The sequence below is a fragment of the Pseudomonas sp. GW460-12-10-14-TSB1 genome, assembly GCF_017349775.1.
Taxonomy (GTDB): Bacteria; Pseudomonadota; Gammaproteobacteria; order Pseudomonadales; family Pseudomonadaceae; genus Aquipseudomonas; species Aquipseudomonas piscium.
In genome coordinates, this window is the sequence record NZ_JACNAC010000010.1 from 109602 (window position 1) to 134384 (window position 24783).

Genomic DNA, 24783 nt, shown 5'->3' on the forward strand with positions numbered 1-24783 from the left:
GCCCACCGTCATGCCTGGCGGTATCCCGGCTGGCGTGTCCCGGGCATGCGACTTTGGTTTGACTGCCGGCGCGTGTGCCTGGCCCCGAGGCGCGGTATACTGCCGCGCCTTTTTAGCGTCGCGCCAGTGTGTCCGGCGTGCCTTGAAGGTGTTTGCAACCGACCGATACACCCAAGCTGCAAGCACCTTATTAAATGTTCCCGTCTTTTAGAGGAGCGCGACTCATGACCGTGATCAAGCAAGACGACCTGATTCAGAGCGTTGCCGACGCCCTGCAATTCATTTCCTACTACCACCCCGTGGATTTCATCCAGGCGATGCACGAAGCCTACCTGCGCGAAGAATCGCCAGCGGCCCGTGACTCCATGGCGCAGATCCTGATCAACTCGCGCATGTGTGCCACCGGCCACCGCCCGATCTGCCAGGACACCGGTATCGTCACCGTATTCGTACGCGTGGGCATGGACGTGCGCTGGGACGGCGCGACCATGAGCCTGGACGACATGATCAACGAAGGCGTGCGTCGCGCTTACAACCTGCCGGAAAACGTCCTGCGGGCCTCGATCCTCGCCGACCCGGCGGGCGCTCGTAAAAACACCAAGGACAACACCCCGGCGGTCATCCATTACTCCATCGTTCCCGGCAACACCGTGGAAGTGGACGTGGCGGCCAAGGGCGGCGGCTCCGAGAACAAGTCGAAGATGGCCATGCTCAACCCGTCCGACTCGATCGTCGACTGGGTGCTGAAGACCGTTCCGACCATGGGCGCCGGCTGGTGCCCGCCGGGCATGCTCGGCATCGGCATCGGCGGCACCGCCGAGAAAGCCGCGGTGATGGCCAAGGAAGTGTTGATGGAATCCATCGACATCCACGAGCTGAAGGCTCGCGGCCCGCAGAACCGTATCGAAGAGATGCGCCTGGAGCTGTTCGAGAAGGTCAACCAGCTGGGTATCGGTGCCCAGGGCCTGGGTGGCCTGACCACCGTGCTCGACGTGAAGATCATGGACTACCCGACCCACGCCGCCTCCCTGCCGGTGTGCATGATCCCGAACTGCGCCGCGACCCGTCACGCGCACTTCGTGCTCGACGGTTCGGGCCCTGCGTCCCTGGAAGCGCCACCTCTGGACGCCTACCCGGAAATCGTCTGGGAAGCCGGTCCGTCGGCCCGCCGTGTCAACCTCGACACCCTGACCCCGGAAGAAGTGCAGAGCTGGAAGCCGGGCGAAACCGTCCTGCTCAACGGCAAGATGCTCACCGGTCGCGACGCCGCGCACAAGCGCATGGTCGAGATGCTGAACAAGGGCGAAACCCTGCCGGTGGACCTCAAGGGTCGCTTCATCTACTACGTCGGCCCGGTCGATCCGGTCGGTGACGAAGTGGTGGGCCCGGCTGGCCCGACCACCGCGACGCGGATGGACAAGTTCACCCGCCAGATCCTCGAGCAGACTGGCCTCTTGGGCATGATCGGCAAGTCCGAGCGCGGCCCGACCGCGATCGAAGCGATCAAGGACAGCAAGGCCGTGTACCTGATGGCCGTCGGCGGCGCTGCCTACCTGGTGGCCCAGGCGATCAAGAAGTCCAAGGTCCTGGCCTTTGCCGAACTGGGCATGGAAGCGATCTACGAGTTCGAAGTCAAAGACATGCCGGTCACTGTCGCGGTCGACAGCAAAGGCGAGTCGGTGCACATCACCGGTCCTGCCATCTGGCAGAAAAAGATCAGTGAAAGCCTGGCGGTAGAAGTGCAGTAAGCGCTTGCTGGTCACCCAAGGCGGCGTTGCTCGATGAGCAGCGCCGCCTTTTTCATGCCTGCCCGGACCAGGGCTGTCCACGATCAACGAAGCCCCGGACAGGCATGTTATCTTTCCTGCCCCTTTCAGCCTGCCCTTGACTCATGGTCCAGATCTCCCGCCCGCTGCGCTTGACCTTCTATACCCTGGTGATTCTCGCCGGCGCCGTGGTCAGCGCGACCTTCGCCATGCGCCACGCCGAGCGTCAGGCACTGGAGGACGATGCCACCCGTGCCAGCGAGCAACTGGCGTTGTATGCCAACTCCCTGCATACCCTGATCGAGCGTTACCGCGCCCTGCCCGCCGTGCTGGCGCTGGACCCGGAACTGCGCTCGGCGCTCAAGGGACCGGTCGGCCCGGAACAGCAGGACGCCCTGAACCGCAAACTGGAACGGATCAACGGCGCCGCCCGCTCCTCCACCCTGGAGCTGCTGGACCACACCGGCCTCGCGGTGGCCGCCAGCAACTGGCGCCTGCCCAGCAGCTACGTCGGGCACAACTACGGCTTTCGCCCCTACTTCAGCCAGACCCGCAGCCAGGGCAGCGGACGCTTCTATGCCGTGGGCGTCACCAGCGGCATTCCCGGCTATTTCCTCTCCAGCGCGGTCAAGGACGAGCAGGAACAGTTCCTCGGCGCCATGGTGGTGAAACTGGAGTTTCCCGAACTGGAGCGCGAATGGAGCCAGGGCAGCGACACCCTGCTGGTCAGCGACGCCCGTGGCATCGTGTTCATCGCCAACCAGCCGGGATGGCGTTATCGCCAGTTGCGTCCGTTGTCGGACAGCGACCGTGCCGAACTCAAGGCCACCCGGCAGTACGACAAGCAACTGCTGACCCCGCTCGAACATCGGCCGCTGCGGCGCTTTGACGACGACAGTACGCTGACCCGGGTCGAGGGCCCGGACGGCAGCGTCGACTACCTGTGGGAGTCCCTGCCCTTGGCGACCGAAGGCTGGACCCTGCATCTGCTGCGCCGCCCGCAGATCGCCTTCGAAGACCGACGCAACGCCGGCCTGGCCGCGGCCGGCGCCTGGCTGACCCTGGTGTTCCTGCTGCTGTTCCTCAACCAGCGCTGGCGCCTGGCCAGGCTGCGCCAGCGCAGCCGCGAGGAGCTCGAACGCCTGGTCGAGGAGCGTACCCGCGACCTGCGCACCGCCCAGGATGGTCTGGTGCAGTCGGCCAAGCTCGCTGCCCTGGGGCAGATGTCCGCGGCCCTGGCCCACGAAATCAACCAGCCGCTGACCACCCAGCGCATGCAACTGGCCACCCTGCGCCTGCTGCTCGATCACGGGCGGGTCGACGAGGCCTACCAGGCCCTGAAACCGCTGGACGATATGCTGACCCGAATGGCCAGCCTCACCGGCCACCTGAAAACCTTCGCCCGCAAGAGCCCCAGCGGCCTGCGCGAACGCCTGGACCTGGCGGCGGTGGTGGATCAGGCCCTGCAGTTGCTGGATACCCGGCTGCGCGACGAACAGGTCGACACACGCCTGCAGCTGACACGCCCGGCCTGGGTGCGCGGCGATGCCATACGCCTGGAGCAGGTGCTGATCAACCTGCTGCGCAACGCCCTGGACGCCATGCACGACAAGCCTCTCAAGCACCTGGAAATCCGCCTCGAAGCCGACCAGCAGCTGTGGAGCCTGAGCGTCATCGACAGCGGTGGCGGCATCGCCGAAGAACACCTGCCGAACGTCTTCGATCCGTTCTTCACCACCAAGCCGGTGGGTGACGGCCTGGGCCTGGGCCTGGCGGTGTCCTACGCTATCGTCCACGAACTGGGCGGGCGCCTGAGCGCCGGTAATCAAGGCCAGGGCGCGATCTTCACCCTGAGCCTGCCCATCGACCTGGAGGCGCATATCCCATGTTGAATTCGGTGATGCTGGTCGACGACGAAGCCAGTATTCGCACCGCCGTCGAACAATGGCTGAACCTGTCGGGCTTCGAGGTGCAGCTGTTCAGTCGCGCCGAGGACTGCCTGGCCCGGCTGCCCAGGGACTTCCCCGGGGTGATCCTCAGCGACGTGCGCATGCCTGGCATCAGCGGCCTGGAGCTGCTCAAACAGGTGCAGCAGCGCGACGCCGACCTGCCGGTGATCCTGCTGACCGGCCACGGCGACGTGCCGATGGCGGTGGAAGCAATGCGCGACGGCGCCTATGACTTCCTGGAAAAACCCTTCAGTCCGGAAACCCTGCTGAGCAGCCTGCGCCGAGCTCTGGATAAACGCGGCCTGGTCCTGGAGAACCGGCGCCTGCACGAACAGGCCGATACCCGGGAGAAAATCGATTCCACCCTGCTCGGCGTGTCCCGCGCCTTGCAGACCCTGCGGCGCCAGGTGGTCGACCTGGCCGCGCTGCCGGTCAACGTGCTGATCCGTGGCGAGACCGGCAGCGGCAAGGAACTGGTCGCCCGCTGCCTGCACGACTTCGGGCCGCGCGCCGACAAGCCCTTTGTCGCCCTGAACTGCGCGGCGATCCCCGAGCAACTGTTCGAGGCCGAACTGTTCGGCCACGAAAGCGGCGCCTTTACCGGCGCCCAGGGCAAGCGCATCGGCAAGCTGGAATACGCCGACGGCGGCACCCTGTTCCTCGACGAGATCGAAAGCATGCCGCTGGCCCAGCAGGTCAAGCTGCTGCGGGTGCTGCAGGAACAGAAGCTCGAGCGACTGGGTTCCAACCAGAGCATTGCCGTGGATCTGCGGATCATTGCCGCGACCAAGCCGGACCTGCTGGACGAAGCCCGCGCCGGGCGTTTTCGCGAAGACCTGGCCTACCGTCTGAACGTCGCACAGCTGCGCCTGCCGCCGCTGCGGGATAGGCGCGAGGACATTCCGCTGCTGTACGAACATTTCGCCCACGCCGCCGCCGAGCGCCTGGGCCGCGGCGTCGCGCCCCTGAGCGGGGCGCAGTTGAGCCGCCTGCTGAGCCACGACTGGCCGGGCAACGTGCGCGAGCTGGCCAACGTCGCCGAACGCCAGGTGCTCGGCCTGGGCGAGCCGGAGCCGGAAACCATCGACCCCGGCCAGTCCCTGGCGGCGCAACAGGAAGCCTTCGAGGCGCAATGCCTGCGGGCCGCGCTGACCCGGCACAAGGGCGACATCAAGGCGGTGCTCGTTGATCTGCAACTGCCGCGCCGCACCTTCAATGAAAAGATGCAGCGCCATGGGCTGGCGCGGGAGATGTTTCTCGGGGAGGAGTAATGCCCGAGGAGATGTTTTATCCGGGCCATCCCTATCGCGGGCAAGCCTCGCTCCTACAGAAGATCGGGGGCTGTAGGAGCGAGGCTTGCCCGCGATGGCGTCCTTACAAGCACAACCTAATAGGCGACTTTCCGCTCACGCACTTTCGCCAATGAGCAGTTTTCCGCTCATCTAAATCCTAAAACCCTTCTAGAACGGGCCTTGCGGCTTCTGGCACAGCTCCTGCTATAGCCCCAGCAGGCTGCGTTTCGGCGCGCTCCACAAAAACAATTAAATGAAGGATCCGTCATGGATAACTCGCAAACCCTGCCTCTTGGGGCGGCAGCTGCGCCTGCCAAAGAAAAGACCACTGCCAGTCGCCTGAAATCGATCTTCAGCGGTTCGGTCGGCAACATGGTCGAGTGGTACGACTGGTACGTCTACGCCGCCTTCTCCCTGTACTTCGCCAAAGTCTTCTTCCCCAAGGGCGACACCACCGCCCAACTGCTCAACACCGCCGCGATCTTCGCCGTGGGCTTCCTGATGCGTCCGATCGGCGGCTGGCTGATGGGGCTCTACGCTGACCGCAAAGGCCGCAAGGCCGCATTGATGGCCTCGGTGCTGCTGATGTGCTTCGGCTCCCTGATCATCGCCCTGACTCCCGGCTATGAAACCATCGGCGTCGGCGCCCCGATCCTGCTGGTCCTGGCGCGCCTGATGCAGGGCCTGTCGGTCGGCGGTGAGTACGGCACCTCGGCCACCTACCTCAGCGAGATGGCGACCAAGGAACGTCGCGGCTTCTTCTCCAGCTTCCAGTACGTGACCCTGATCTCCGGCCAGCTCATCGCCCTGGCGGTCCTGATCGTGCTGCAGAACGTGCTGACCACCGAAGAGCTGCAATCCTGGGGCTGGCGCATTCCGTTCGGCATCGGCGCCCTGTGCGCGGTCGTAGCGCTGTACCTGCGTCGTGGCATGGAAGAAACCGAGTCCTTCACCAAGAAGAAGGAAAAGCCGAAAGAAAGCCTGATGCGCACCCTGATGCGTCATCCGAAAGAGCTGATGACCGTGGTCGGCCTGACCATGGGCGGCACCCTGGCCTTCTACACCTACACCACCTACATGCAGAAATACCTGGTGAACACCGTCGGCATGAGCATCTCCGACTCCACCACCATTTCCGCGGCGACCCTGTTCCTGTTCATGTGCCTGCAACCGGTGGTCGGTGCGCTGTCGGACAAGATCGGCCGCCGCCCGATCCTGATCGCCTTCGGCATCCTCGGCACCATTTTCACCGTGCCGATCCTCACCACCCTGCACACCGTCCAGAGCTGGTGGGGCGCGTTCTTCCTGATCATGGCGGCGCTGATCATCGTCAGCGGCTATACCTCGATCAACGCGGTGGTCAAGGCCGAGCTGTTCCCGACCGAGATCCGCGCCCTGGGCGTGGGCCTGCCCTATGCGCTGACCGTGTCGATCTTCGGCGGCACCGCCGAATACATCGCGCTGTGGTTCAAGAGCGTCGGCATGGAAACCGGCTACTACTGGTATGTCACCGCCTGCATCGCCGTGTCGCTGCTGGTCTACATCACCATGAAAGACACCCGCAAACACTCGCGGATCGAGACTGACTGACCCGCAATAAAAAGCGCGAGGGTGCAAGGCCCTCGCGCTGTGGTGTCAGGTAAATCTCTATCGCGGGCAAGCCTCGCTCCTACAGATCGCCCCCCCTTTAGGAGCGAGCTTGCTCGCGATAGCCGCGACGCGGTGCTCAAACGCGGCGCTCAAACAATCAACCCAATTCCGCCGCCACCTGCCGCTCGCTACGGTTCTTGTAGTACGAAGCCCCGGCAATCATCACCAGCAGAATCCCCGCCAAAACCGCCGACGAACCGATGGTGCCGAAGTCCAGGCCGCCCTTTTCCAGGGGCTTGGTCAGGAAGTCGCCCAGGGTCGCGCCGAACGGCCGGGTCAGCACGAACGCCACCCAGAACAGCAGCACCGAAGAGATCCGGGTGCAGTACTTGAGCACCACCACCAGGGCGATGGTCGAACCGATCAGCAGCGCGCCGCCGGCGAACCCCAGCCCCGAGTCGTCCGCCAGGTAGTCCCCCAGCGCCGTACCCAGGGTGTTGGAAAACAGGATCGCCAGCCAATAGAACAGCTCGCCGCGCAGGGTCTGGATCTTGTTGACGTCTAGCGGATCGCCGCTCAGGCGCCAGACCGCGAAGATCGCCAGCAGGATCGCAATCAGGATCGCCGAGCCGGTGGCATAACCCAGGCCCAGGGTGCGGTCCATGAAATCCGACATGGTAGTACCGGCGGTGCTGGTGGAGAGGATCACGATCCAGTACAGCACCGGGTTGTAGGTTTTCGAAAACAGCTGGGTGACCAGGGTCAGCAGGAACACGCTGATCAGGATCATCGAGCTGATGGCGTAGCCGACATTCAGGGTCATCGACAGCAAGTCGCCAGCGGTTTCCCCAAGGGTAGTCGCGCAGATTTTCATGACCCAGAACGCCAGGGTGATCTGAGGGAGTTTATTCATTCGCAGCAGTGCTCCAGGGCTCGATTGAGGACGGTCCGTCTTGGACTTCTATGTCGGAGCGAAGGCTGCGGGGCGAGCGGTGAAAAATAGGTAAGTGGCGAATGAAAAAACCGTTGATCGCGATTTTTCGACGGTTCAGACAGGTTAATGATCGGTTAATGCCCTGCCCGCATTCTGCCCCCATCGAAATCGGTGCAGAAGCAGGAAAGAGGCTTCATGCAGGTATTTCTGGCGCCACAAACATCGATTAAATAGATATTTTTAAGCATTTATTTGCGCTTTTTAATCAAATTAACTGGCGTAGTATTTATTCCACACCCACTGCACAAAACGTCAACGAACCTGGAGTGACCACCATGAAAAGCAAACTGATCCTCGCCCTGACCCTTTCCGTACTGGCTGCCAACACCTTCGCCGCCGATGGCTACGACCGCACCGGCTCGGCCACTTTCACCTCGGGCAGCTCGACCAGCGCCAGCCTGGCTTCCGACGGCTTCGACCACACTGGCACCGCAGGCGCAGTTGCTTCTGATGGCTTCGATCACACCGGCACCGCAGGCGCAGTCGCTTCCGATGGCTTCGATCACACCGGCACCGCAGGCGCAGTCGCCTCCGATGGCTTCGATCACACTGGTACCGCAGGCGCAGTCGCCTCCGATGGTTTCGATCGCACCGGCACCGCCGACGCAATCGCTGCCGACGGCTTCGATCGCACCGGAACTGCCGCCGCCATCGGCTAACCCTCAGGGATGCCCCGCAGCCCGGCTTCGGCCGGGCCTAGTTGTTTCTGGCCCGGGGAAAACCGCACGCCGCAAGGCTGGCATTCACTTTCAATGGCTTGCACTATGGCGGCCTTCCCTCTTTGTCCGCGCAAGAGCCTGTCATGTCCGAAGACATCCATTACTACGAACCCGCCCAGGGCCACGGCCTGCCCCACGATCCATTCAACGCCATCGTCGGCCCGCGCCCGATCGGCTGGATCTCCTCCCAGGACCTGCAAGGCCGGCTGAACCTGGCGCCCTACAGTTTTTTCAACGCCTTCAATTACATTCCGCCGATCATCGGTTTCTCCAGCGTCGGTCGCAAAGACAGCCTGAACAACATCGAGCAGACCGGCGAGTTCACCTGGAACCTCGCCACCCGCCCACTGGCCGAGCAGATGAACCAGAGCTGCGCGGCCGTGTCGGCCGAGGTCAATGAGTTCGAACTGGCGGGGCTGACGCCCGTGGCTTCGAAGGTGATTGCTGTGCCGCGGGTAGCCGAAAGCCCGGTGTCCTTCGAGTGCAAGGTCACCCAGATCATTCAACTGCAGCGCGCGGATCAGGAGTTGGTGCCCAGCTGGCTGATCCTCGGCGAGGTGGTCGCCGTGCATATCGCCAAGTGGCTGCTCAAGGATGGGATATACGACACCGCCGCGGCAGAACCGATTCTGCGCGGCGGCGGGCCGGCGGATTATTTCCAGCTGGGGCCAGAGGCCTTGTTCAAGATGTTCCGCCCGGGGGCGGTCAGGTAGCTTCTCAGACCAGGTAGCTTCTCAGATCAGATAGCGACCCGGATCAGGCCGTTTCCCAGGCCAGTTCGCCGTCTTCGTTCACGTCGATCAACTGCTCAAGCTTCTGCGCGGCAGCCTGGTCGGCGTCGTGGGCGGTCTTGAATTTCTGGTCGTCCAGAACCTTGTGAAAGCGCGGTGCCCCTGAACCACCCAGGGCCTTGACCGCGATGGCGGCGCTGTAGCCCCCTTCACCTGGAACCACGGCGGAAACCGCTTCGTATGCTGCAAACTCTTTACGTGCCATGTTGCTGATCCTGGCCAATGGAAAGTCGGCCATTCTAAACCCTCAGCTGGCCAGCTGGTGTACCGGTGCCCCGTTCAGTTGCGCGTATTCGCCTTCGGCCTGGGCCGCCGAGACGTCGCTGAAGGTATGGAAATCCAGGCTGTTGACCACCAGGTCCTGGACCAGCTCGGCAAATATCGCCATGGCCGGCGAGCAGAAGTAATCGGTCATCGCCTGCTGGCTGCTCCAGAACCCGGATACCAGCCACAAATCAGCGTCGCACTGCGAATGCTGCAAGGCGAACTGCAGGCAACCTGTGGCCTGGCGGGATGGTTCGATCAGACTGCTCAAGCGAGCACCCAACTCGGTTGAGCGACCGGCGCGGGCGCGGACGAATGCCATGTGGCTGACGGGAATATGCGTGGACATGTGCGACCCTCCCAGGGTGGTGTCGAGGCAGCCATGGGACGGGCTGCGACAGGATCCAAGATTAAGCGCCCGGCGCAACGGCCGTTAGTCGATTCCTGCCAGCGTATTGCACAATCCTGCGAACCTGATTTGAGAGCAGCGGATCCAGCACCGCCCGCGGAAAAAAACCACAACGTTGTTTCAAGCAAGTGACAGCCCGCGTACAGGACTCGGCTCTGCTCACGCGCGCACGTGTGGCAGGATCAGGCAAGATTTACGCAGGAATCGCCTACCCCTGGCGCTTGCACAAATTTAAGCTGTGGCCATCGCAATCATCCCGGAGGGGCCTTCATGTCATCGCTCGAAACCCAGCAGCCGCCACTGGATGCGGAAATGGAAAAACAGCGGGCGGAGCTGGCCGGGATCATTGCTCGCAACACCGGCGAAGACGGCAGCTATGCCACGGCGATCCAGTCGCTGTTCGTTTCGCGCTACAGCCACTCCCACGATTTCGCCTCGGTGCTGGCCCAGCCGGCCCTGTGCATCATGGCCCAGGGGCGCAAGGAAGTACGGCTGGCCGACGAGGAGTTCAACTACGACCCGCTCAACTACCTGGTGGTCTCGGTTTCCATGCCATTGAGCGGACGCCTGGCCGATGTCTCGCCGCTGGAACCGGTCCTGGCCCTGCGCCTGGACATCGACCCGGCCGAAATCAGCACGCTGATCGCCGATGCCGGGCCGCTGGGGGTGCCGAACCGTCCTGTCGGCCGTGGCCTGTATGTGGAACGCCTGGATACGCCGATGCTCGACGCCGTGCTGCGCCTGACCCGCCTGCTGGATACGCCCAAAGACATCGCCATGCTCGCGCCGCTGATTCGTCGGGAGATCCTCTACCGGCTGCTGCGCAGCCCCCAGGGCCACCGGTTATATGAGATCGCCATCGCCAACAGCCAGGGCCACCGGGTCAGCCAGGCCATCAAATGGCTGAACGGCAACTACGAGCAACCGCTGCGCATCGACGATCTGGCCCGCGGGGTGAACCTCAGCGTGTCCACCCTGCACCACCGCTTCAAGGCCATGACTGCCATGAGCCCCTTGCAGTATCAGAAGCAACTGCGCCTGCAGGAAGCCCGGCGCCTGATGCTGACTGAAGGGCTGGAGGCGTCCGCCGCCGGTTACCGGGTCGGCTACGAAAGCCCCTCACAGTTCAGCCGCGAATACAGCCGCCAGTTCGGCGCGCCGCCGCTGCGGGATATGGCGCGCCTGCGCAGCAGCGTCTGACAGATGCAATGACCGAAAATTGAAAACCCCATGCCTCCTGGCGAGGCATGGAGTGTTTTTTTGCGCGGCTCAGCGCGCGCGAACCACGTGCTTGATCTCCTGGAACGCCTGCAATCCCCAAGGACCCAGCTCGCGGCCGATGCTGCTCTGCTTGTAGCCGCCCCAGGCGGTCTGCGGGAAGATCACTTGCGGCGCGTTGATCCACACCAGCCCGGCCTGCAAGGCATTGGCGACCCGCTCGGCGTTCTCTAGATCGGCGCCGACCACACTGGCCACCAGGCCGAATTCGCTGTCGTTGGCCAGTGCGATGGCCTCGGCCTCGCTGGCGAAACTGCGCACGCAGAGCACCGGGCCAAAGATCTCCTCACGCCATAGCGCACTGTCGAGGGGCACTTCGGTGAAGAGGGTCGGCCGTACAAAAAAGCCACGCTCCCGGTCCGCTGGACGCCCACCACCGCATACCAGCTTGGCCCCGACACTCAGCCCGCGATCGATATGGCCCAGCACTCGCCGGTATTGCGCCTGGTTGACCAGCGCGCCCATCTCCACGTCCGGCTCGAAAGGGTCCGCCACTCGAATCGCCTCGGCCCGCGCCTTGAGGCGCAGCAGGAACTCGTCCGCCAGCTCGTCCGCCACCAGCACCCGGCTGGTGGCGGAGCACATCTGCCCGGCGTTGAAAAAACCGCCGCCACAGGCCAGTTCCACTGCCAATTCAAGATCGGCATCCGCCAGCACCAGCAGCGAAGATTTGCCGCCCAGCTCCAGGCTCACGCCTTTGACCGTCTCCGCCGCGCGCTGCATGACCTGGACCCCGACCGCATTGCTGCCGGTGAAGGAAATCTTCGCCACCCGCGGATCGGCCGCCAGCGGCGCGCCCACCGCCAGCCCGGTGCCGCAGACCAGGTTGAACACGCCCTTGGGCAAGCCGCTCTGGGCGATGATCGCTGCCAGTTCCAGTTCCGGCAGCGGGGTGACTTCCGAGGGCTTGAGCACCACGCTGCAACCGGCAGCCAGGGCCGGCGCGAGCTTCCAGGCGGTGGTGACCATCGGGAAGTTCCACGGCACGATCAGGCCGACCACGCCACAGGGCTCACGCCGCACACGGGCGCTGAAATCATCGCTGGGCAACGGCACGTCGCGGTCCTGGGCGGCGTCCAGGCCTTCGGCCAGCCCCGCGTAGTACTCGAAGGTGGCAATCACGTCATCGACGTCGATGGCCGCTTCGAATTGCGGTTTGCCGTTGTTGCTCGACTGCAGGTGCATCAGGCGTTCACGGCGCTCGGCGACCCCGGCGGCGATCCGCCGCAACACCGCGCCACGCTCGGCACCGCTGGCCGCGGCCCAGTGCACGAGCCCGGCCTGGGCGGCAGTCACCGCCTGCTCGACGCTGTGTCGGTCGCCACCAGCGACCAGCGCCAGCGGCTCTTCGGTGGAGGGATTGATCACTGGCAGCAGTTCGCTGCCGGCACACCACTGACCGTCGATGTAGAGGCCGTTCAACAGGTTTGCCTGGCTCATGCTTGCACCGCCCGCATCCAGCCGGCCTGGTCGATTTCGATCAGGGTCGGGCCCTGGCGATCGCTGGCCGCGCGCAGGGCATCGCGCAATCCGTCGACGCTGTCGATGGCCTCGGCAGCGCAGCCCAGGGCCTTGGCCACGCCGATGAAGTCCGGCGTGTAAATGTCCACGCCCACCGGCTCGATGTCGCGGTTGACCATGTATTTCTTGATTTCTTCGTAGCCCTGGTTATTCCACAGCAGCACGATGATCGGCGTGCGCGCTTCCACCGCGCAGGCCAGTTCCGACAGGGTGAACTGCAGGCCGCCGTCGCCGATCAGGCACGCCACCGGGCCCCGGGCATTGCGCTCGGAAGCGCCGCCCAGCCAGGCGCCGATTGCCGCCGGCAAGGCATAACCCAAGGTGCCGTAGCCGGTCGAGGAGTTGAACCAGCGGCGCGGACGCTCGGGGTTGAAGGCCAGGTTGCCGCTGTACACCGGCTGCGTGGAGTCGCCGACGATGACGATCTCCGGCAGCTCTTGCAGCACGGTTTCGAGGAACAACGTCTGCGCCCGGGTCGGCGCGTCCCACTGCTGCTCCAGTGCGTTGCGCAGGGCACCAGCACGGGCGGTGCCCCAGGCACTGTCGCGCTCGCTCAGCGGTTGCTTGCCCAGCTCGGCCAGCAAGGCTTCGGTTGCACTGTGGGAGTCGGCCACCAGCGCCACTTTCGGCGGATAGTTGCGCACGGTCTGGTCAGGGTCGATGTCGATGCGCAGCAGGGCGCCAGGAATCTCGAAGCCACCGGCGAAGGTCACGTCGTAATCGGTTTCGGCCAGCTCGGTGCCGATAGCCAGGACTACGTCGGCATCGGCCACCAGGGCGCAGGTCGCCACCAGCGATTGGGTCGAGCCGATCAGCAGCGGGTGCCGCGACGGCAACATACCCTTGGCATTGATGGTCAGGGCCACCGGTGCCTGGAGCAGTTCGGCGAGACGGGTCAGGGAAGCGGCGGCATCGATCGCGCCGCCACCGGCGAGGATCAGCGGACGCCTGGCGCCAGCCAGCAGTTGGCTCATCCGGGCAATGGCGGCGGGCGCGGCGCCGGCCCGGGCGATGCTCACAGGCTCGCTGTCGAGCAGGTCATCGGCCTCCTCCACCAGCACGTCGAGGGGGATCTCGATGTGCACCGGGCGCGGCCGACCGGCCTGGAACAGTGCGAAGGCGCGGGCCAGCACGCCCGGCAGTTCCGCCGCGGACATCAGGGTATGGGAGAACGCCGCCACCCCGCCCACCAGCGCGCCCTGGTTCGGCAGCTCATGCAACTTGCCGCGGCCGCCGCCGAGCTGGCTGCGCGACTGCACACTGGAGATCACCAACATCGGAATCGAGTCGGCATAGGCCTGGCCCATGGCGGTGGTGATGTTGGTCATCCCGGGGCCCGTGATGATGAAGCACACCCCCGGCTTGCCGCTGGTGCGGGCATAACCGTCGGCCATGAAACCGGCGCCCTGCTCGTGACGCGGCGTAACGTGCCTGATGCGCGAACGGGCCAGGCCGCGATACAGCTCGACGGTATGCACCCCCGGAATGCCGAAGACCTGCTCGACGCCATAACCTTCGAGTAACTTGACCAACACTTCGCCGCACGTCGCCATGTCTTGCCCTTCTTGTTCGCTTGAGACGGTGTGCCTGGCTGGCCGATGCGTGGCCAGGCACGGGGAAGGCGTCATTGGAACGGGCCGCGTGTAGCGGGAACAATGGATAAAAAGTCATACTAGCCATGTCCTCACGTCATGCCTTGGCCCTTTATGAAACGCCTCCCGCCCTTGCCCGCGCTGCACACCTTTCTGATCACCGCGCGCTGCTGCAACTTCACCCACGCGGCCGAGCAGTTGCATATCACCCAGGGTGCGGTGAGCCGGCAGATCGCCGGCCTGGAGAGCCACCTGGGTTATGCCTTGTTCCAGCGCCAGGCCCGCGGCCTGAGCCTGACGGCCGAAGGACGGGAATGGTTGCCACGGGTGGAACAGGTGTTCGGCCTGATCAGCGAGGGGGTGGAACAGATCGGCGTGAACCGCGACACCCTGCAACTCAAGGCGTCCACCTGCGTGATGCGCTGGTTGTTGCCACGCCTGATGCAGTGGCAGAAAGAGCGGCCGGACGTGCCTGTGCGGCTGACCACCACGGTGCAGCACGGGGTCGACTTCAGCCGCGAACACTTCGACGCCGCGGTGATTTACGGCGCCCCGCCCCCCTCCACCCTCGGGGCCTATCACCTGTTCGACGAACAGCTGACACCGGTGTGTTCACCTGCATTGCTCGAAGGGGCGATACCGCTGAAGACCCCGGCCGACCTGCAGCAGCACATGCTGCTGCATCCGACCCTGGATACCCATGACTGGAATACCTGGCTGAAAGCCTCGGGAACGGTGCTGAACAACATCGGCAAGGGGCAGCATTTCGAAACCCTGGACCTGGCGATGTCGGTCGCCTCCCAGGGGACGGGGGTAGCCATTGGCGACTGGGCATTGATCGGCGAAGACCTGAGCGCCGGGCGGCTGGTCATGCCATTTGCATTGAAGGTGCGCACCGGCCTGGGCTACTACCTGGTCCACCCCGACCGCTCAGCGCCATCGCCACAGTTGCGGGCCTTGCTGGACTGGCTGGTGGAACAGGCCCGGGCCAGATAGCCCTGTAGCCGATGTAGCTCTGTAGCCGCTGGCGCAGGCTGCGATCGAGCGCGTAGCGGTCGTCTTCCAGTCATTGCGTTATGTCTGAATCAACGCATTGATCGATTTACGACTGCTGCGCAGCCGATCGCAGCCTTCGGCAGCGGCTACAGGTGTCTCAGTAACCGACAGTGAAACGCTGGCGGGAGTGCTTCGGAGTTTCCAGCTCATCGATCAGGGCGATGGCGAAGTCGGCGAAGGTGATCCAGCTCTTGCCTTCGGCGCTCACCAGCAGATGGTCCTGGCCCAGGCGGAACTGCCCGCGGCGCTCGCCTTCGACGAACTCCGCCGATGGCGACAGGAAGGTCCAGTCCAACTCTTTCTCCTGGCGCAGGGTATCGAGGAACACACTGCCGGCACTGGCTTCAGCCTTGTACTCAGCCGGAAAACCGGCGGCGTCGATCACCCGGCTGCCGTCTGGCAACAGCAACGAACCGGCACCGCCCACCACCAGCAGGCGTTTGACGCCGGCCTTTTTCACCGGGTCGATCACGGCCTTGGGCGCGATGGTGGAAAAGTGCGCCGCGCTGATCACCGCATCGTGACCGGCGACCGCGACCTGCAACGCCGCGCCGTCCAGCGCGTCGACCGCCTTGCTCACCACGCCGGCGCGATTGCCGATTTTCGCCGGGTCACGGGCAATCGCGGTGACGCTGTGACCACGACGCAGGGCTTCTTCCAGCAGTTGGCTACCGGCACGACCGGTGGCACCAATGATTGCGATCTTGCTCATGACAGTTCTCCAGTTCCGATAAGTGACGCAAAGCCTTACAGGGAGTGCCCCGCGCCAGGCGCGGGGGCAGTCGAATCACCACTTCATTTCGCCCTTGGCGACCTTGGCGCTCAGCTCCAGGGAGCTGTCTTCACCCAGGTCCGGGTAGCGCTTTTTCATCGCCGCGATCAGTTCGGCGGAATCCTTGGCCTTGGCGGTTTCTTCATCGAAGGCCTTGATGTAGTCGGCGGTGAAATGCACGGGAGCCAGGGAGCGGGCGCTTTCACCGAGGTAATGGCCCGGCACCACGGTCTGGGGTTTCAGCGCGGCGATGGTGTCCAGGGTCGTCAGCCAGTCCTTGTGGGATTGCGCGGTCTGGGTATCGGCCATCCACACATGGATGTTTTCCGCCACCACCACGCCACCGACGACCGCCTTGATCGACGGGATCCAGACGAAGGTGCGGTCAGGCTGCTTGCCGTCCAGGCCGATGATGTCCAGCTTCTGCCCTTCCAGGGTCAGGCTGTGGCCCTTGAGCACGCCCGGCACAATGGTCTTGGCTGGAACGTCGGCGCCCATTTTCGGGCCCCAGAACGCGAGCTTGCCGTCGACCGTGGCCTTGATGTGCTCGACGGTCGGCTGCGACGCCACGACCTTGGCCTTGGGGAAGGCCTGGGTGATGGTGTCCAGGCCGAAGTAGTAGTCCGGGTCACCGTGGCTGATATAGATGGTGGTCAGTTGCTTGCCGCTGGCGCGGATCTTCTCCACCAGTTGCTCGGCCTGGGATTTGCCGAACTGCGCGTCCACCAGGATCGCTTCCTTCTTGCCGCTGACCAGTACCGAAGTCACCGGGAAGATCGCCGCGGTACCCGGGTTGTACACATCCAGCTTCAGGGCCGGCTCGACGGCGGCGGCATGGGCGGCGAAACCCAGGGTGGCGGTCGCCAGCAGCAGGCGCTTGAGTGAGGTGAATCCGATCATATGCAGCTCCGATGGTCTGTCGGCCGTAAGTGGCCATGGGTAGGTGGCGATGGAGATGAAGCTTAGTTGCCGCACTCGTTACAAAAAATGCGATGCTTGGACATAGTTTGTTTCTGAAAGCGGGCAAATCATGGATCGTCTTCAAGCAATGCGCGTCTTCGTCACCGTAGTCGACCTTGGCAGCCAGTCGGCCGCCGCCGACCACCTGGACCTCTCGCGGCCGGTGGTTTCGCGTTATCTGGCGGAGCTGGAGGACTGGGTCGGCGCCCGGCTGATGCACCGCACCACCCGCAAGTTGAGCCTGACCGCGGCGGGCACCGAGATCCTGCCCCGCTGCCGGCAGATGCTCGAGTTGTCGACGGACATGCAAGCCGCCGTCAGCGAACCCGACGATGCGCCCCGCGGCTTGCTGCGCATCAGCGTCAGCACCTCGTTCGGCCAGGCCCAGTTGGCGGATGCCATGGCCACTTACGTCAAGCGTTACCCCGGCGTCAGCATCGACCTGCAGATGCTCGACCGCACGGTGAACCTGGTGGACGAGCGCATCGACCTGGCGATCCGCACCAGCAACGACCTGGACCCGAACCTGATCGCCCGGCGGCTGACGGTATGCCGCTCGGTGATCTGCGCCTCCCCGGCCTACCTGCGCGAGCACCCGACGCCACAGCGGGTAGAGGAACTCAGCCAGCATAACTGCCTGACCCACTCCTATTTCGGCAAGAGCCTGTGGCATTTCGAACAGGACGGCGAACAGGTTTCGGTACCGGTGCAGGGCAATATCAGCGCCAACGAAGCCAGCACCCTGTTGCGCGCGACCATGGCCGGGGCCGGCGTGGCGATGCTGCCCAGCTACCAGGCCGGGGTGCATATCCACAGCGGTGAACTGGTGCGCCTGCTGCCCCATGCCAAACCCCGGCAAATGAACATGTACGCGGTCTACGCCTCGCGCAAACACATGCCGGCGGCCCTGCGCAGCATGCTGGACTTCCTGGTGCTGCGTTTCCCCGAAGAACCGGAGTGGGACAAGGGGCTGTAAAACCCGATAAGACCGCTGAATACCCCGTCAACACGCTGCCCGCGACCTGGCCAGCGGCCATGGCTGATCCATGTGGCTGATCTATGCTGATAACAGTACCCCCACACGCGCAGGGGTATTCGTTCAGAGGTGTTTGCCATGAACATCAAAACAAGAAGATACCTGGCCATTTTCGTCACCTGCACCGCGACCCTGGCGCTGTATGGAACAGCGGCCTATCGCGTCGAGCAGGCCCGGCAACAGCCACGTGTCTACGCCAGCTGCAACGTCGACCAGTGCATCCCGCACAACGCGACCCTCAACTCCCTGAAATGATGCTGGCGCGCGGCGTCATTGTTCGTGATCGCTCTTCAAGCGGTCGCGGAAGGCCTTGGGCGAGATCCCGACCCGGCGGCGGAACAGCCGGGTGAAGTTGGTGGGATCGGAAAACCCCAGGGTGTCGGAAATCTCGTAGATGGTCATGCTGGTGTAGGTCAGCAAGCGCTTGGCCTCCAGCAGCTGGCGTTCATGCATGATCTGCAGGGCCGGCTGGCCCGCCAGTTCACGGCAGGTGCCATTGAGGTGGGAAACGGAGATCCCCAGCTTGTGCGCCAGGTCCTCGACCTTCACATGCTCGCGATAGTGGGTTTCCACCAGCTGGATATAGCCATTGAAATACTCCCGTGCCCGCTGCGGTCGCTGGCTGGCGCTGCGGCGCCGGATAGCCTGGCGACTGACCCAAACCATGATCACGCTGACCAGCGAGTGCATGAGCATTTCCCGTGCCGGCTCACGCCCCTGGTACTCGTTCTGCAACGCGGCAAACAAACTGTTCAGGTAGTCGCCGTCGGCGCCCGCCGGGTAGCTCTCGGCCACGGCCAGGGCATTCACCGAGTGTCCCAGCTGGGCTTGCAGATGGGCCATCAAGGGGGCCGCCAGGGTCACCACATAACCGTCGATGTCCTCGGAAAAACGAAAGCCGTGCACCGACAGGGCCGGCAGGATCTGTAGCGCCGACTCCCCCAGCAACGTGCGCTGGCCTTCGATCTCAAGCTCGGCCTGCCCGCGATGCACGAACAGCAACTGACAGAGATCGGCATGCCGATGCGGTTTGATTTCCCAATGGTGCTCGCGGCTGCGCTTGGAAATGGTTTCGCAGTGCAGCAGGTCCGGTGTCGGCCAATCCAGGCTTTCCCCATAGAGTTTGAACACCGGAATTGAAGGCAAGGCAGGCTTATTCATAACTGCAATCCAGGCCTCTGGGTGACGGGCGATAATCGCACCGATTGGTGAAATGAACAGGTATCGGCTCAGTTTTCACCTTCAACTGACAGCATCACAAGTGAAAAATGCAGGCACTCGAAACATAAAAATCACTCAGCGAACCTGTTCGCGTGAAGCTTGCGAGTCATAAAAACAATGAAAACCCTGAAAACTCAAGTCGCCATCATTGGCGCCGGCCCCTCCGGATTGCTGCTCGGCCAGCTGCTGCACAAGGCCGGCATCGATACCCTGATCCTTGAACGGCAAACCCCGGATTACGTACTCGGGCGCATCCGCGCCGGGGTGCTGGAACAAGGCATGGTCGACCTGCTGCGCCAGGCCGGGGTCAGCCAGCGCATGGACGCCGAAGGCCTGGTGCACGGCGGCTTCGAACTGGCCCTCGACGGCCGCCGGGTGGCCATCGACCTGCATGCCCTCACCGGCGGCAAAAGCGTGACGATCTACGGCCAGACCGAAGTCACCCGCGACCTGATGCAAGCCCGCCAGGCCGTCGGCGCCCGGACCCTGTACCAGGCCGACAACGTGCGCCCCCACGACATGCAGAGCGACCAGCCCTACCTGACCTTCGATTACCAGGGCGAGCCCCATCGCCTGGACTGCGACTACATTGCCGGCTGCGACGGGTTCCACGGGGTCGCCCGGCAGTCGATCCCGGCCGACAAGCTCAAGGTTTTCGAGCGCGTCTATCCGTTCGGCTGGCTCGGCATTCTCGCCGATACCCCGCCAGTCCACGACGAACTGGTCTACGCCCGCCACGAACGCGGCTTTGCCCTGTGCAGCATGCGATCGACCACCCGCACCCGCTACTACCTGCAGGTACCGGCAGAGGAAAATGTCGCCGACTGGTCCGATCAACGCTTCTGGGACGAGCTCAAGAAGCGCCTGCCCGAAGAGCTGGCGGAACGCCTGGTAACCGGGCCGTCGATCGAGAAAAGCATCGCGCCGCTGCGCAGTTTCGTGGTCGAGCCGATGCAATACGGGCGGATGTTCCTGGTCGGCGACGCCGCGCACATAGTGCCACCCACCGGAGCCAAGGGCCTGAACCTGGCCGCCAGCGATGTCAGCACGCTGTTCAACATTCTGCTCAAGGTCTACCGCGAGCAGCGCACCGACCTGCTGCAGAAGTATTCGCAAATCTGCCTGCGGCGGATCTGGAAGGCCGAGCGTTTCTCCTGGTGGATGACCGCGATGCTGCACCGTTTCCCCGACTCCGACGACTTCAGCCAGCGCATCGCCGAGTCGGAGCTGGCGTACTTCGTCGACTCCGAGGCCGGGCGCAAAACCATCGCGGAAAATTACGTCGGCCTTCCTTACGAGGCTATCGAGTAGGGGCCTATCGAGTACACTAGCGAGCATTCCCGCTCGCCTTGCACCCTGCGGGTCAATCACTGCCCGCAGGTTCTTTCGTGACCAACCCCAACCAGCCTGGCCAACCCCAATTGGCTCTTCGCAGCGTACTGATCGCCCTGATGCTGGCGATCTTCCTCGGCGCCCTGGACCAGACCATAGTCGCGGTCTCCATGCCCGCCATCTCCGCGCAGTTCAAGGACGTCAGCCTGCTGGCCTGGGTGATTTCCGGCTACATGGTGGCCATGACCGTGTCGGTGCCGATCTACGGCAAGCTCGGCGACCTCTATGGCCGACGCAAGCTGATGCTGTTCGGCATGGGCCTGTTCACCCTGGCCTCGCTGTTCTGCGGCATGGCGCAGAACATGGAACAGCTGGTGCTGGCGCGGATCTTCCAGGGCATCGGCGCCGGCGGGATGATTTCGGTCAGCCAGGCGATCATCGGCGACATAGTGCCGCCCCGCGAACGTGGGCGTTACCAGGGTTACTTCAGCAGCATGTACGCGGCGGCCAGCGTCGCCGGCCCGGTGCTCGGCGGCTACATGACCGAATACCTGTCCTGGCGCTGGGTGTTCCTGATCAACCTGCCCCTGGGCCTGGGTGCCTGGCTGGTGGCCAGACGCAATCTGCGGGGGCTGCCGACTCCGCAACGCAAACCGATCATCGACTACCTCGGCACCCTGTTGATGATCATCGGCCTGACTGCCCTGCTGCTGGCGATCACCCACTTCGGCCAGGGTCACGCCTGGCGCAGCAGCGAGGTGCTGGGCCTGCTGGCGTGTGCCGTCGTCGCCCTGGCCCTGTTCGCCTGGCATGAACGGCGCACGGAAGAACCGCTGCTGCCCATGCACCTGTTCGCCAACCGCAATGCCATGCTGTGCTGGTGCACGGTGTTCTTCACCAGCTTCCAGGCCATCTCGCTGACGGTGCTGATGCCGTTGCGCTTTCAGAGCGTCACCGGAGCCGGTGCCGACAGCGCGGCATTGCACCTGCTGCCGCTGGCCATCGGCCTGCCGATAGGCGCCTACTTCGCCGGACGCATGACCTCGGTGACCGGCCGCTACAAACCGATGATTCTCAGTGGCGCCCTGCTGATGCCGCTGACCGTTCTCGGCATGGCCTTCAGCCCGCCCCAGGCGGTGCTGCTGAGCAGTGTGTTCATGTTGTTCAGCGGGATAGCCTCCGGCATGCAGTTCCCGACGTCACTCGTGGGCAGCCAGAACTCGGTGGAACAACGGGATATCGGGGTCGCCACCAGCACCACCAACCTGTTCCGTTCCCTGGGCGGTGCGGTGGGCGTGGCCTTGATGTCGGCACTGTTGCTGGCGCTGTTGCAGGACTCCAGCTTCGCCCAGTTGAGCGGTTCGGCGCTGATCGGCGAAGGCCAGTCGGGCAATGTGCTGCTCGACGGCCTGAACGCCGCGCCGGGTCCGGAACAGGGAGCCTTGCGGACCGAGTTGCTGCTGACCTTCAAACACTTGCTGATGGTCAGCGCGGCGGTGTCGTTGCTGGGGCTGGCGGCGGCGCTGGCCATGCCCAATGCGCTGCTGCGCGGGCGTGAAGACAAGGTCAAATAACGGCATCGCCAGCCAGCTCTACCATAGGCGAGCTGGCTGGCGACCGGCCCTCACGGGCTGTAGTACCCCACCGCCACCAGGAAGTGCCCGACCTTGCGCAGGTAGGCGTGCTTGTCTTCCACCTTGGCCGTCACCGGGTTCTTCCAGCGGTACTCATACTCGCCCTGATCCTGGGTGGCCATCAGCGCCAGGATCGGCTCGCCCACCGGTTTGCCATCCGGGTCCTTGACCTTGTTGAAGTCGGTATTGATCAGCCGCAGGTTGGTGCCGTGGGCCACGTAGCGCTGGCTGTCCAGGTCGACCACGAACACATACAGGTCGTCCTGCAGGAAACCGCCCTTGAGCGAGTTGATCGCCGTCAGCGTACCCTTCTCGTCCTTCACCAGCTCGCTCGCCGCCTTGTCCAGCAAGGCCCTGGCCTGCTCGGCGGAAGCCCGCGGCAGGTAATAGCCGACCGCGAGGATCCGCTCGCCAACCCGCTGGTAATACACATGCTTGCGCTCGACCTTGCCGTCGGCCCAGTTTTGCCAGCGGTATTCGGCTTGCTGGATGCCATTGCCCTCGGGAATCTTCAGCGCGTCCTTGAAGGCCTTTTGCAGATCCGGACCGAGCACCTCGGAAACATCGCGGCCGATCAGCGCCGACGACGGCCCGCCACTGGCCAGCATCACCCCCTTGGTGTCGACCACAAACACATAACGGTCCTTGTCGACGAACTCGCCCTGCCGGCTGAAAGCGGCGAAGGCCTTGTCACCCTGGTCGTGGTAATAGGCCAGGGCCTTTTCCAGCAGGGCCTTGGCCGCCGTGGCATCGTCCGCCGCCTGGACCTGGCTGCCACAGAACATCAGCAACCACCCCAGCACCGTGGCTCTAAGCAATCCCCTCATTGCGCGTCCCTCGTTCTTGTTGGTGTTTCAAGAGCGTAGACGGCTAAAGGATATGGTCGAGTATTCAACGAAACAGGGAGGTGAGAGGCAAAACCGCGACCTTCCCACGCCAGGCGCGGGAAGGTCGTCAAGGTCAGGGGCGGGTATTGAGCTGCTGCTGCAGATTCTGGATCTGGCTCTGCAGGGTATTGATGTTGCGGGTGACCTGGCCGCGGAAGGCGTCGAACTCGGCGGTGTTGGTTCCGCCCTGGGCAGCGGCGGGACGATTGTCCTGCTGGCTCTTGAGCACGATCATGTCCTGCTCCAGACGCTCGATGGCGGCGCTCGGATTGCCCTGTTTCTTCAAGGCGGCGATCTCGCCGTTCAGGCTCTTGAACTGGGCATCGACCTTGCTGGTGTCGGCAGGCGCGCTTTTCAGGGCCGCCAGTTCGCTGTTCAGGGCTTTCACCTGAGCCTGCAACTGGGTATTGGCTGTCTGCTGCTCGGCCGCCTGCGCGGTCATCTGGGCCAGGCGCTTGTCCAGGTCCGTGGCCTGCCCGGCCACGCCTTGCTGCTGCTTGCCCTGGTCCTGCAGCCGGCTTTCCAGCTGCTTGATCTGCAGCTTCAAGGCTTCACTGTCGCTGTTGACGCTGGACTGGCTGGCAACCACCTTGCCGGAAATATCCTGCAGGCGCCCCGCCGCTTCTTCGCTGATGCGGGCGAAACTTTCCTGGGTGGCGACCAGTTGCTGCTCCATCAGCGAGATCTGCTGGAAGCTCCACCAGGCCAAGCCGATAAAGGCGAAGAACAGGGCGCCGACCAGCGCCCAGAGTGGCCCGGCACTCGGTGCCTTGACCTTGACGGCCGGCACGCTGCGCGAATGCACCGAAGTACGCGCGCGGCCCGCGGCGGTGGTCGGGAAATCATCGTCGAGGGTATCGGCACGCAGGCTTGGGACATCGTCGAAGTCGTCGTTGGCATCGTTACGCATGGGGCAACCTTTCTAGAACCGCGGTGATAGCTGAATGGGGCGAGTATAAACCGCTAACCCGCCGCCCTGATCGACCCTGAACCCCGAACTCGGTTCAGTGTTTATTTTCAGCTTATGTCCTGAGCCTTCCACCAGCCGCAGAATTCATCCAGGGCGGTCCACAGGCTGACCTTAGGTTCGTAATCCAGATAATGGCGGGCGCGGCTGATATCCAGGGTGAAGTTCTTGTTCATGACCTGCATGCCCAGGCGCGACAGGGTCGGCTCCGGCCGACCGGGCCAGAGCTTGCAGAAGCCTTCATTGAGGGCCGCCACGCTGTAGGCCAGGCCAAAGGAACGGTAGCGCGTGACCTGCGGCACGCCCATCTGGCGCATCACATAATTCACCACGTCCCACAACGGCACCGGCGCGCCATTACTGATGTTGTAGGCCTTGCCCAAGGCCGAGCCGCTGGCCAGCAAACTGCTGAGCAGCGCTTCGTTGAGGTTCTGCACACTGGTGAAGTCGACCTTGTTCAGGCCATTGCCGATGATTGCCAGACGGCCCTTGCGCTGCATCTTCAACAGACGCGGGAAAATGCTCATGTCGCCGGCGCCGGTGACAAAACGCGGACGCAGCGCCAGCACTTCCAGGCCGAACTCCTGGGCGCCGAACACCTTCTGCTCCGCCAGGTATTTGGTCGCGGCATAAGGGTGCTTGAAGCGCTTGGGTACTTGTTCTTCGGTCAGGCCCAGATGGTCGCGACCGTCGAAATAGATCGACGGCGACGACAGGTGCACCAGGCGCCGGACATGGCGCTTGAGGCAGGCC

23 protein-coding genes are annotated in these 24783 nt (G+C 63.8%); 12 read left to right on the plus strand and 11 right to left on the minus strand.

Annotated features, from left to right (window positions below; all coding sequences use genetic code 11):
- Positions 1-224 precede the first annotated feature (224 nt).
- From J4D52_RS09405 to J4D52_RS09420, 4 genes are all read left to right on the plus strand, one after another.
- Positions 225-1748 carry a fumarate hydratase gene (locus J4D52_RS09405; RefSeq protein WP_007931196.1) on the plus strand — a complete coding sequence of 508 codons (1524 nt, stop codon included), beginning with the start codon at positions 225-227 and terminating at the stop codon, positions 1746-1748.
- A 143-nt stretch (positions 1749-1891) separates the two neighbouring features.
- On the plus strand, positions 1892-3658 hold the full coding sequence (locus tag J4D52_RS09410; RefSeq protein ID WP_063432796.1) for an ATP-binding protein: 1767 nt from the start codon (positions 1892-1894) through the stop codon (positions 3656-3658).
- Positions 3652-4986: a sigma-54 dependent transcriptional regulator gene (locus J4D52_RS09415; RefSeq protein ID WP_063432797.1), complete on the plus strand. Its 1335-nt coding sequence runs from the start codon at positions 3652-3654 to the stop codon at positions 4984-4986. The genes J4D52_RS09410 and J4D52_RS09415 overlap by 7 nt, the downstream gene beginning before the upstream one ends.
- Before the next feature lie 288 nt (positions 4987-5274).
- Positions 5275-6597: an MFS transporter gene (locus J4D52_RS09420; protein ID WP_063432798.1), complete on the plus strand. Its 1323-nt coding sequence runs from the start codon at positions 5275-5277 to the stop codon at positions 6595-6597.
- Positions 6598-6754: 157 nt separating this feature from the next.
- On the opposite strand, the gene J4D52_RS09425 is transcribed toward J4D52_RS09420, so the two are convergent.
- A complete protein-coding gene (locus J4D52_RS09425) occupies positions 6755-7510 on the minus strand; it encodes a hypothetical protein (RefSeq protein ID WP_063432799.1) in 756 nt (251 codons plus the stop codon).
- A gap of 356 nt (positions 7511-7866) precedes the next feature.
- On the opposite strand from J4D52_RS09425, the gene J4D52_RS09430 reads away from it, so the two are divergent.
- Both J4D52_RS09430 and J4D52_RS09435 read left to right on the plus strand, forming a co-directional pair.
- Positions 7867-8250, plus strand: a complete 384-nt coding sequence (locus tag J4D52_RS09430) for a hypothetical protein (RefSeq protein ID WP_102677825.1) — start codon at positions 7867-7869, stop codon at positions 8248-8250.
- A 143-nt stretch (positions 8251-8393) separates the two neighbouring features.
- The gene (locus J4D52_RS09435) at positions 8394-9023 is read left to right on the plus strand and encodes a flavin reductase family protein (protein ID WP_102677824.1); all 630 of its coding nucleotides are present in this window, start codon (positions 8394-8396) and stop codon (positions 9021-9023) included.
- 43 nt (positions 9024-9066) lie between these two features.
- Here J4D52_RS09435 and J4D52_RS09440 read toward each other — a convergent pair whose 3' ends face one another.
- On the minus strand, positions 9067-9339 hold the full coding sequence (locus J4D52_RS09440) for a hypothetical protein (RefSeq protein WP_025805953.1): 273 nt from the start codon (positions 9337-9339) through the stop codon (positions 9067-9069).
- A gap of 9 nt (positions 9340-9348) precedes the next feature.
- Complete coding sequence (locus J4D52_RS09445; protein ID WP_025805954.1) at positions 9349-9714, minus strand: antibiotic biosynthesis monooxygenase family protein; 366 nt, start codon at positions 9712-9714, stop codon at positions 9349-9351.
- Positions 9715-10044: 330 nt separating this feature from the next.
- On the opposite strand from J4D52_RS09445, the gene J4D52_RS09450 reads away from it, so the two are divergent.
- Positions 10045-10974, plus strand: a complete 930-nt coding sequence (locus tag J4D52_RS09450) for an AraC family transcriptional regulator (RefSeq protein ID WP_025805956.1) — start codon at positions 10045-10047, stop codon at positions 10972-10974.
- A gap of 69 nt (positions 10975-11043) precedes the next feature.
- Here the strand turns inward: J4D52_RS09450 and J4D52_RS09455 are convergent, their stop codons facing one another.
- Positions 11044-12492, minus strand: coding sequence for an aldehyde dehydrogenase family protein (locus J4D52_RS09455; RefSeq protein WP_102677823.1), 1449 nt, complete (start codon positions 12490-12492; stop codon positions 11044-11046).
- Positions 12489-14126 (minus strand): 5-guanidino-2-oxopentanoate decarboxylase, encoded by a 1638-nt coding sequence (locus J4D52_RS09460; RefSeq protein ID WP_102677822.1) that lies wholly within the window; start codon positions 14124-14126, stop codon positions 12489-12491. The genes J4D52_RS09455 and J4D52_RS09460 overlap by 4 nt, the downstream gene beginning before the upstream one ends.
- A gap of 153 nt (positions 14127-14279) precedes the next feature.
- Here J4D52_RS09460 and J4D52_RS09465 point away from each other — a divergent pair, with 153 nt between their 5' ends.
- A complete protein-coding gene (locus tag J4D52_RS09465) occupies positions 14280-15161 on the plus strand; it encodes a LysR substrate-binding domain-containing protein (RefSeq protein WP_097305440.1) in 882 nt (293 codons plus the stop codon).
- A 157-nt stretch (positions 15162-15318) separates the two neighbouring features.
- Here J4D52_RS09465 and J4D52_RS09470 read toward each other — a convergent pair whose 3' ends face one another.
- Positions 15319-15933, minus strand: coding sequence for an NAD(P)-dependent oxidoreductase (locus J4D52_RS09470; protein WP_102677821.1), 615 nt, complete (start codon positions 15931-15933; stop codon positions 15319-15321).
- 75 nt (positions 15934-16008) lie between these two features.
- A complete protein-coding gene (locus J4D52_RS09475) occupies positions 16009-16893 on the minus strand; it encodes an MBL fold metallo-hydrolase (protein WP_063432806.1) in 885 nt (294 codons plus the stop codon).
- A 130-nt stretch (positions 16894-17023) separates the two neighbouring features.
- Between J4D52_RS09475 and J4D52_RS09480 the strand changes: the two genes are divergently transcribed.
- Both J4D52_RS09480 and J4D52_RS09485 read left to right on the plus strand, forming a co-directional pair.
- Entirely contained in the window at positions 17024-17929 is a 906-nt protein-coding gene (locus J4D52_RS09480) for a LysR family transcriptional regulator (protein ID WP_102677820.1), read from the plus strand.
- A gap of 138 nt (positions 17930-18067) precedes the next feature.
- Positions 18068-18244 carry a hypothetical protein gene (locus J4D52_RS09485; RefSeq protein ID WP_007929787.1) on the plus strand — a complete coding sequence of 59 codons (177 nt, stop codon included), beginning with the start codon at positions 18068-18070 and terminating at the stop codon, positions 18242-18244.
- A gap of 15 nt (positions 18245-18259) precedes the next feature.
- Here J4D52_RS09485 and J4D52_RS09490 read toward each other — a convergent pair whose 3' ends face one another.
- Entirely contained in the window at positions 18260-19150 is an 891-nt protein-coding gene (locus J4D52_RS09490) for a helix-turn-helix domain-containing protein (protein WP_025805964.1), read from the minus strand.
- A 186-nt stretch (positions 19151-19336) separates the two neighbouring features.
- Here J4D52_RS09490 and pobA point away from each other — a divergent pair, with 186 nt between their 5' ends.
- Together pobA and J4D52_RS09500 are read left to right on the plus strand one after the other, a co-directional pair.
- Positions 19337-20521 (plus strand): 4-hydroxybenzoate 3-monooxygenase, encoded by a 1185-nt coding sequence (gene pobA / locus J4D52_RS09495; RefSeq protein ID WP_173678567.1) that lies wholly within the window; start codon positions 19337-19339, stop codon positions 20519-20521.
- 77 nt (positions 20522-20598) lie between these two features.
- Positions 20599-22116 (plus strand): MDR family MFS transporter, encoded by a 1518-nt coding sequence (locus J4D52_RS09500; protein ID WP_102677819.1) that lies wholly within the window; start codon positions 20599-20601, stop codon positions 22114-22116.
- 50 nt (positions 22117-22166) lie between these two features.
- Here the strand turns inward: J4D52_RS09500 and J4D52_RS09505 are convergent, their stop codons facing one another.
- The 3 genes from J4D52_RS09505 to J4D52_RS09515 all read right to left on the minus strand — a co-directional run.
- Positions 22167-23003, minus strand: a complete 837-nt coding sequence (locus tag J4D52_RS09505) for a cache domain-containing protein (RefSeq protein WP_063432810.1) — start codon at positions 23001-23003, stop codon at positions 22167-22169.
- 133 nt (positions 23004-23136) lie between these two features.
- Positions 23137-23973 (minus strand): hypothetical protein, encoded by an 837-nt coding sequence (locus tag J4D52_RS09510; protein ID WP_063432811.1) that lies wholly within the window; start codon positions 23971-23973, stop codon positions 23137-23139.
- Between the two features lie 107 nt (positions 23974-24080).
- Positions 24081-24783: NAD-dependent epimerase/dehydratase family protein (locus tag J4D52_RS09515; protein WP_207272122.1), on the minus strand; the 703-nt coding region annotated here is incomplete at its 5' end.

What these genes read in the sequence shown, in the direction of transcription:
- J4D52_RS09430 (WP_102677825.1), top strand. Translation starts at nt 7,867, where the DNA reads ATGAAAAGCAAACTGATCCTCGCCCTGACCCTTTCCGTACTGGCTGCC.
- J4D52_RS09445 (WP_025805954.1), bottom strand. Translation starts at nt 9,714, where the DNA reads ATGTCCACGCATATTCCCGTCAGCCACATGGCATTCGTCCGCGCCCGC.
- J4D52_RS09415 (WP_063432797.1), top strand. Translation starts at nt 3,652, where the DNA reads ATGTTGAATTCGGTGATGCTGGTCGACGACGAAGCCAGTATTCGCACC.
- J4D52_RS09450 (WP_025805956.1), top strand. Translation starts at nt 10,045, where the DNA reads ATGTCATCGCTCGAAACCCAGCAGCCGCCACTGGATGCGGAAATGGAA.
- J4D52_RS09510 (WP_063432811.1), bottom strand. Translation starts at nt 23,973, where the DNA reads ATGCGTAACGATGCCAACGACGACTTCGACGATGTCCCAAGCCTGCGT.
- J4D52_RS09410 (WP_063432796.1), top strand. Translation starts at nt 1,892, where the DNA reads ATGGTCCAGATCTCCCGCCCGCTGCGCTTGACCTTCTATACCCTGGTG.
- J4D52_RS09460 (WP_102677822.1), bottom strand. Translation starts at nt 14,126, where the DNA reads ATGGCGACGTGCGGCGAAGTGTTGGTCAAGTTACTCGAAGGTTATGGC.
- J4D52_RS09440 (WP_025805953.1), bottom strand. Translation starts at nt 9,339, where the DNA reads ATGGCCGACTTTCCATTGGCCAGGATCAGCAACATGGCACGTAAAGAG.
- J4D52_RS09435 (WP_102677824.1), top strand. Translation starts at nt 8,394, where the DNA reads ATGTCCGAAGACATCCATTACTACGAACCCGCCCAGGGCCACGGCCTG.
- J4D52_RS09455 (WP_102677823.1), bottom strand. Translation starts at nt 12,492, where the DNA reads ATGAGCCAGGCAAACCTGTTGAACGGCCTCTACATCGACGGTCAGTGG.
- J4D52_RS09485 (WP_007929787.1), top strand. Translation starts at nt 18,068, where the DNA reads ATGAACATCAAAACAAGAAGATACCTGGCCATTTTCGTCACCTGCACC.
- J4D52_RS09505 (WP_063432810.1), bottom strand. Translation starts at nt 23,003, where the DNA reads ATGAGGGGATTGCTTAGAGCCACGGTGCTGGGGTGGTTGCTGATGTTC.
- J4D52_RS09420 (WP_063432798.1), top strand. Translation starts at nt 5,275, where the DNA reads ATGGATAACTCGCAAACCCTGCCTCTTGGGGCGGCAGCTGCGCCTGCC.
- J4D52_RS09470 (WP_102677821.1), bottom strand. Translation starts at nt 15,933, where the DNA reads ATGAGCAAGATCGCAATCATTGGTGCCACCGGTCGTGCCGGTAGCCAA.
- J4D52_RS09480 (WP_102677820.1), top strand. Translation starts at nt 17,024, where the DNA reads ATGGATCGTCTTCAAGCAATGCGCGTCTTCGTCACCGTAGTCGACCTT.
- J4D52_RS09465 (WP_097305440.1), top strand. Translation starts at nt 14,280, where the DNA reads ATGAAACGCCTCCCGCCCTTGCCCGCGCTGCACACCTTTCTGATCACC.
- J4D52_RS09405 (WP_007931196.1), top strand. Translation starts at nt 225, where the DNA reads ATGACCGTGATCAAGCAAGACGACCTGATTCAGAGCGTTGCCGACGCC.
- J4D52_RS09425 (WP_063432799.1), bottom strand. Translation starts at nt 7,510, where the DNA reads ATGAATAAACTCCCTCAGATCACCCTGGCGTTCTGGGTCATGAAAATC.
- J4D52_RS09475 (WP_063432806.1), bottom strand. Translation starts at nt 16,893, where the DNA reads ATGATCGGATTCACCTCACTCAAGCGCCTGCTGCTGGCGACCGCCACC.
- J4D52_RS09490 (WP_025805964.1), bottom strand. Translation starts at nt 19,150, where the DNA reads ATGAATAAGCCTGCCTTGCCTTCAATTCCGGTGTTCAAACTCTATGGG.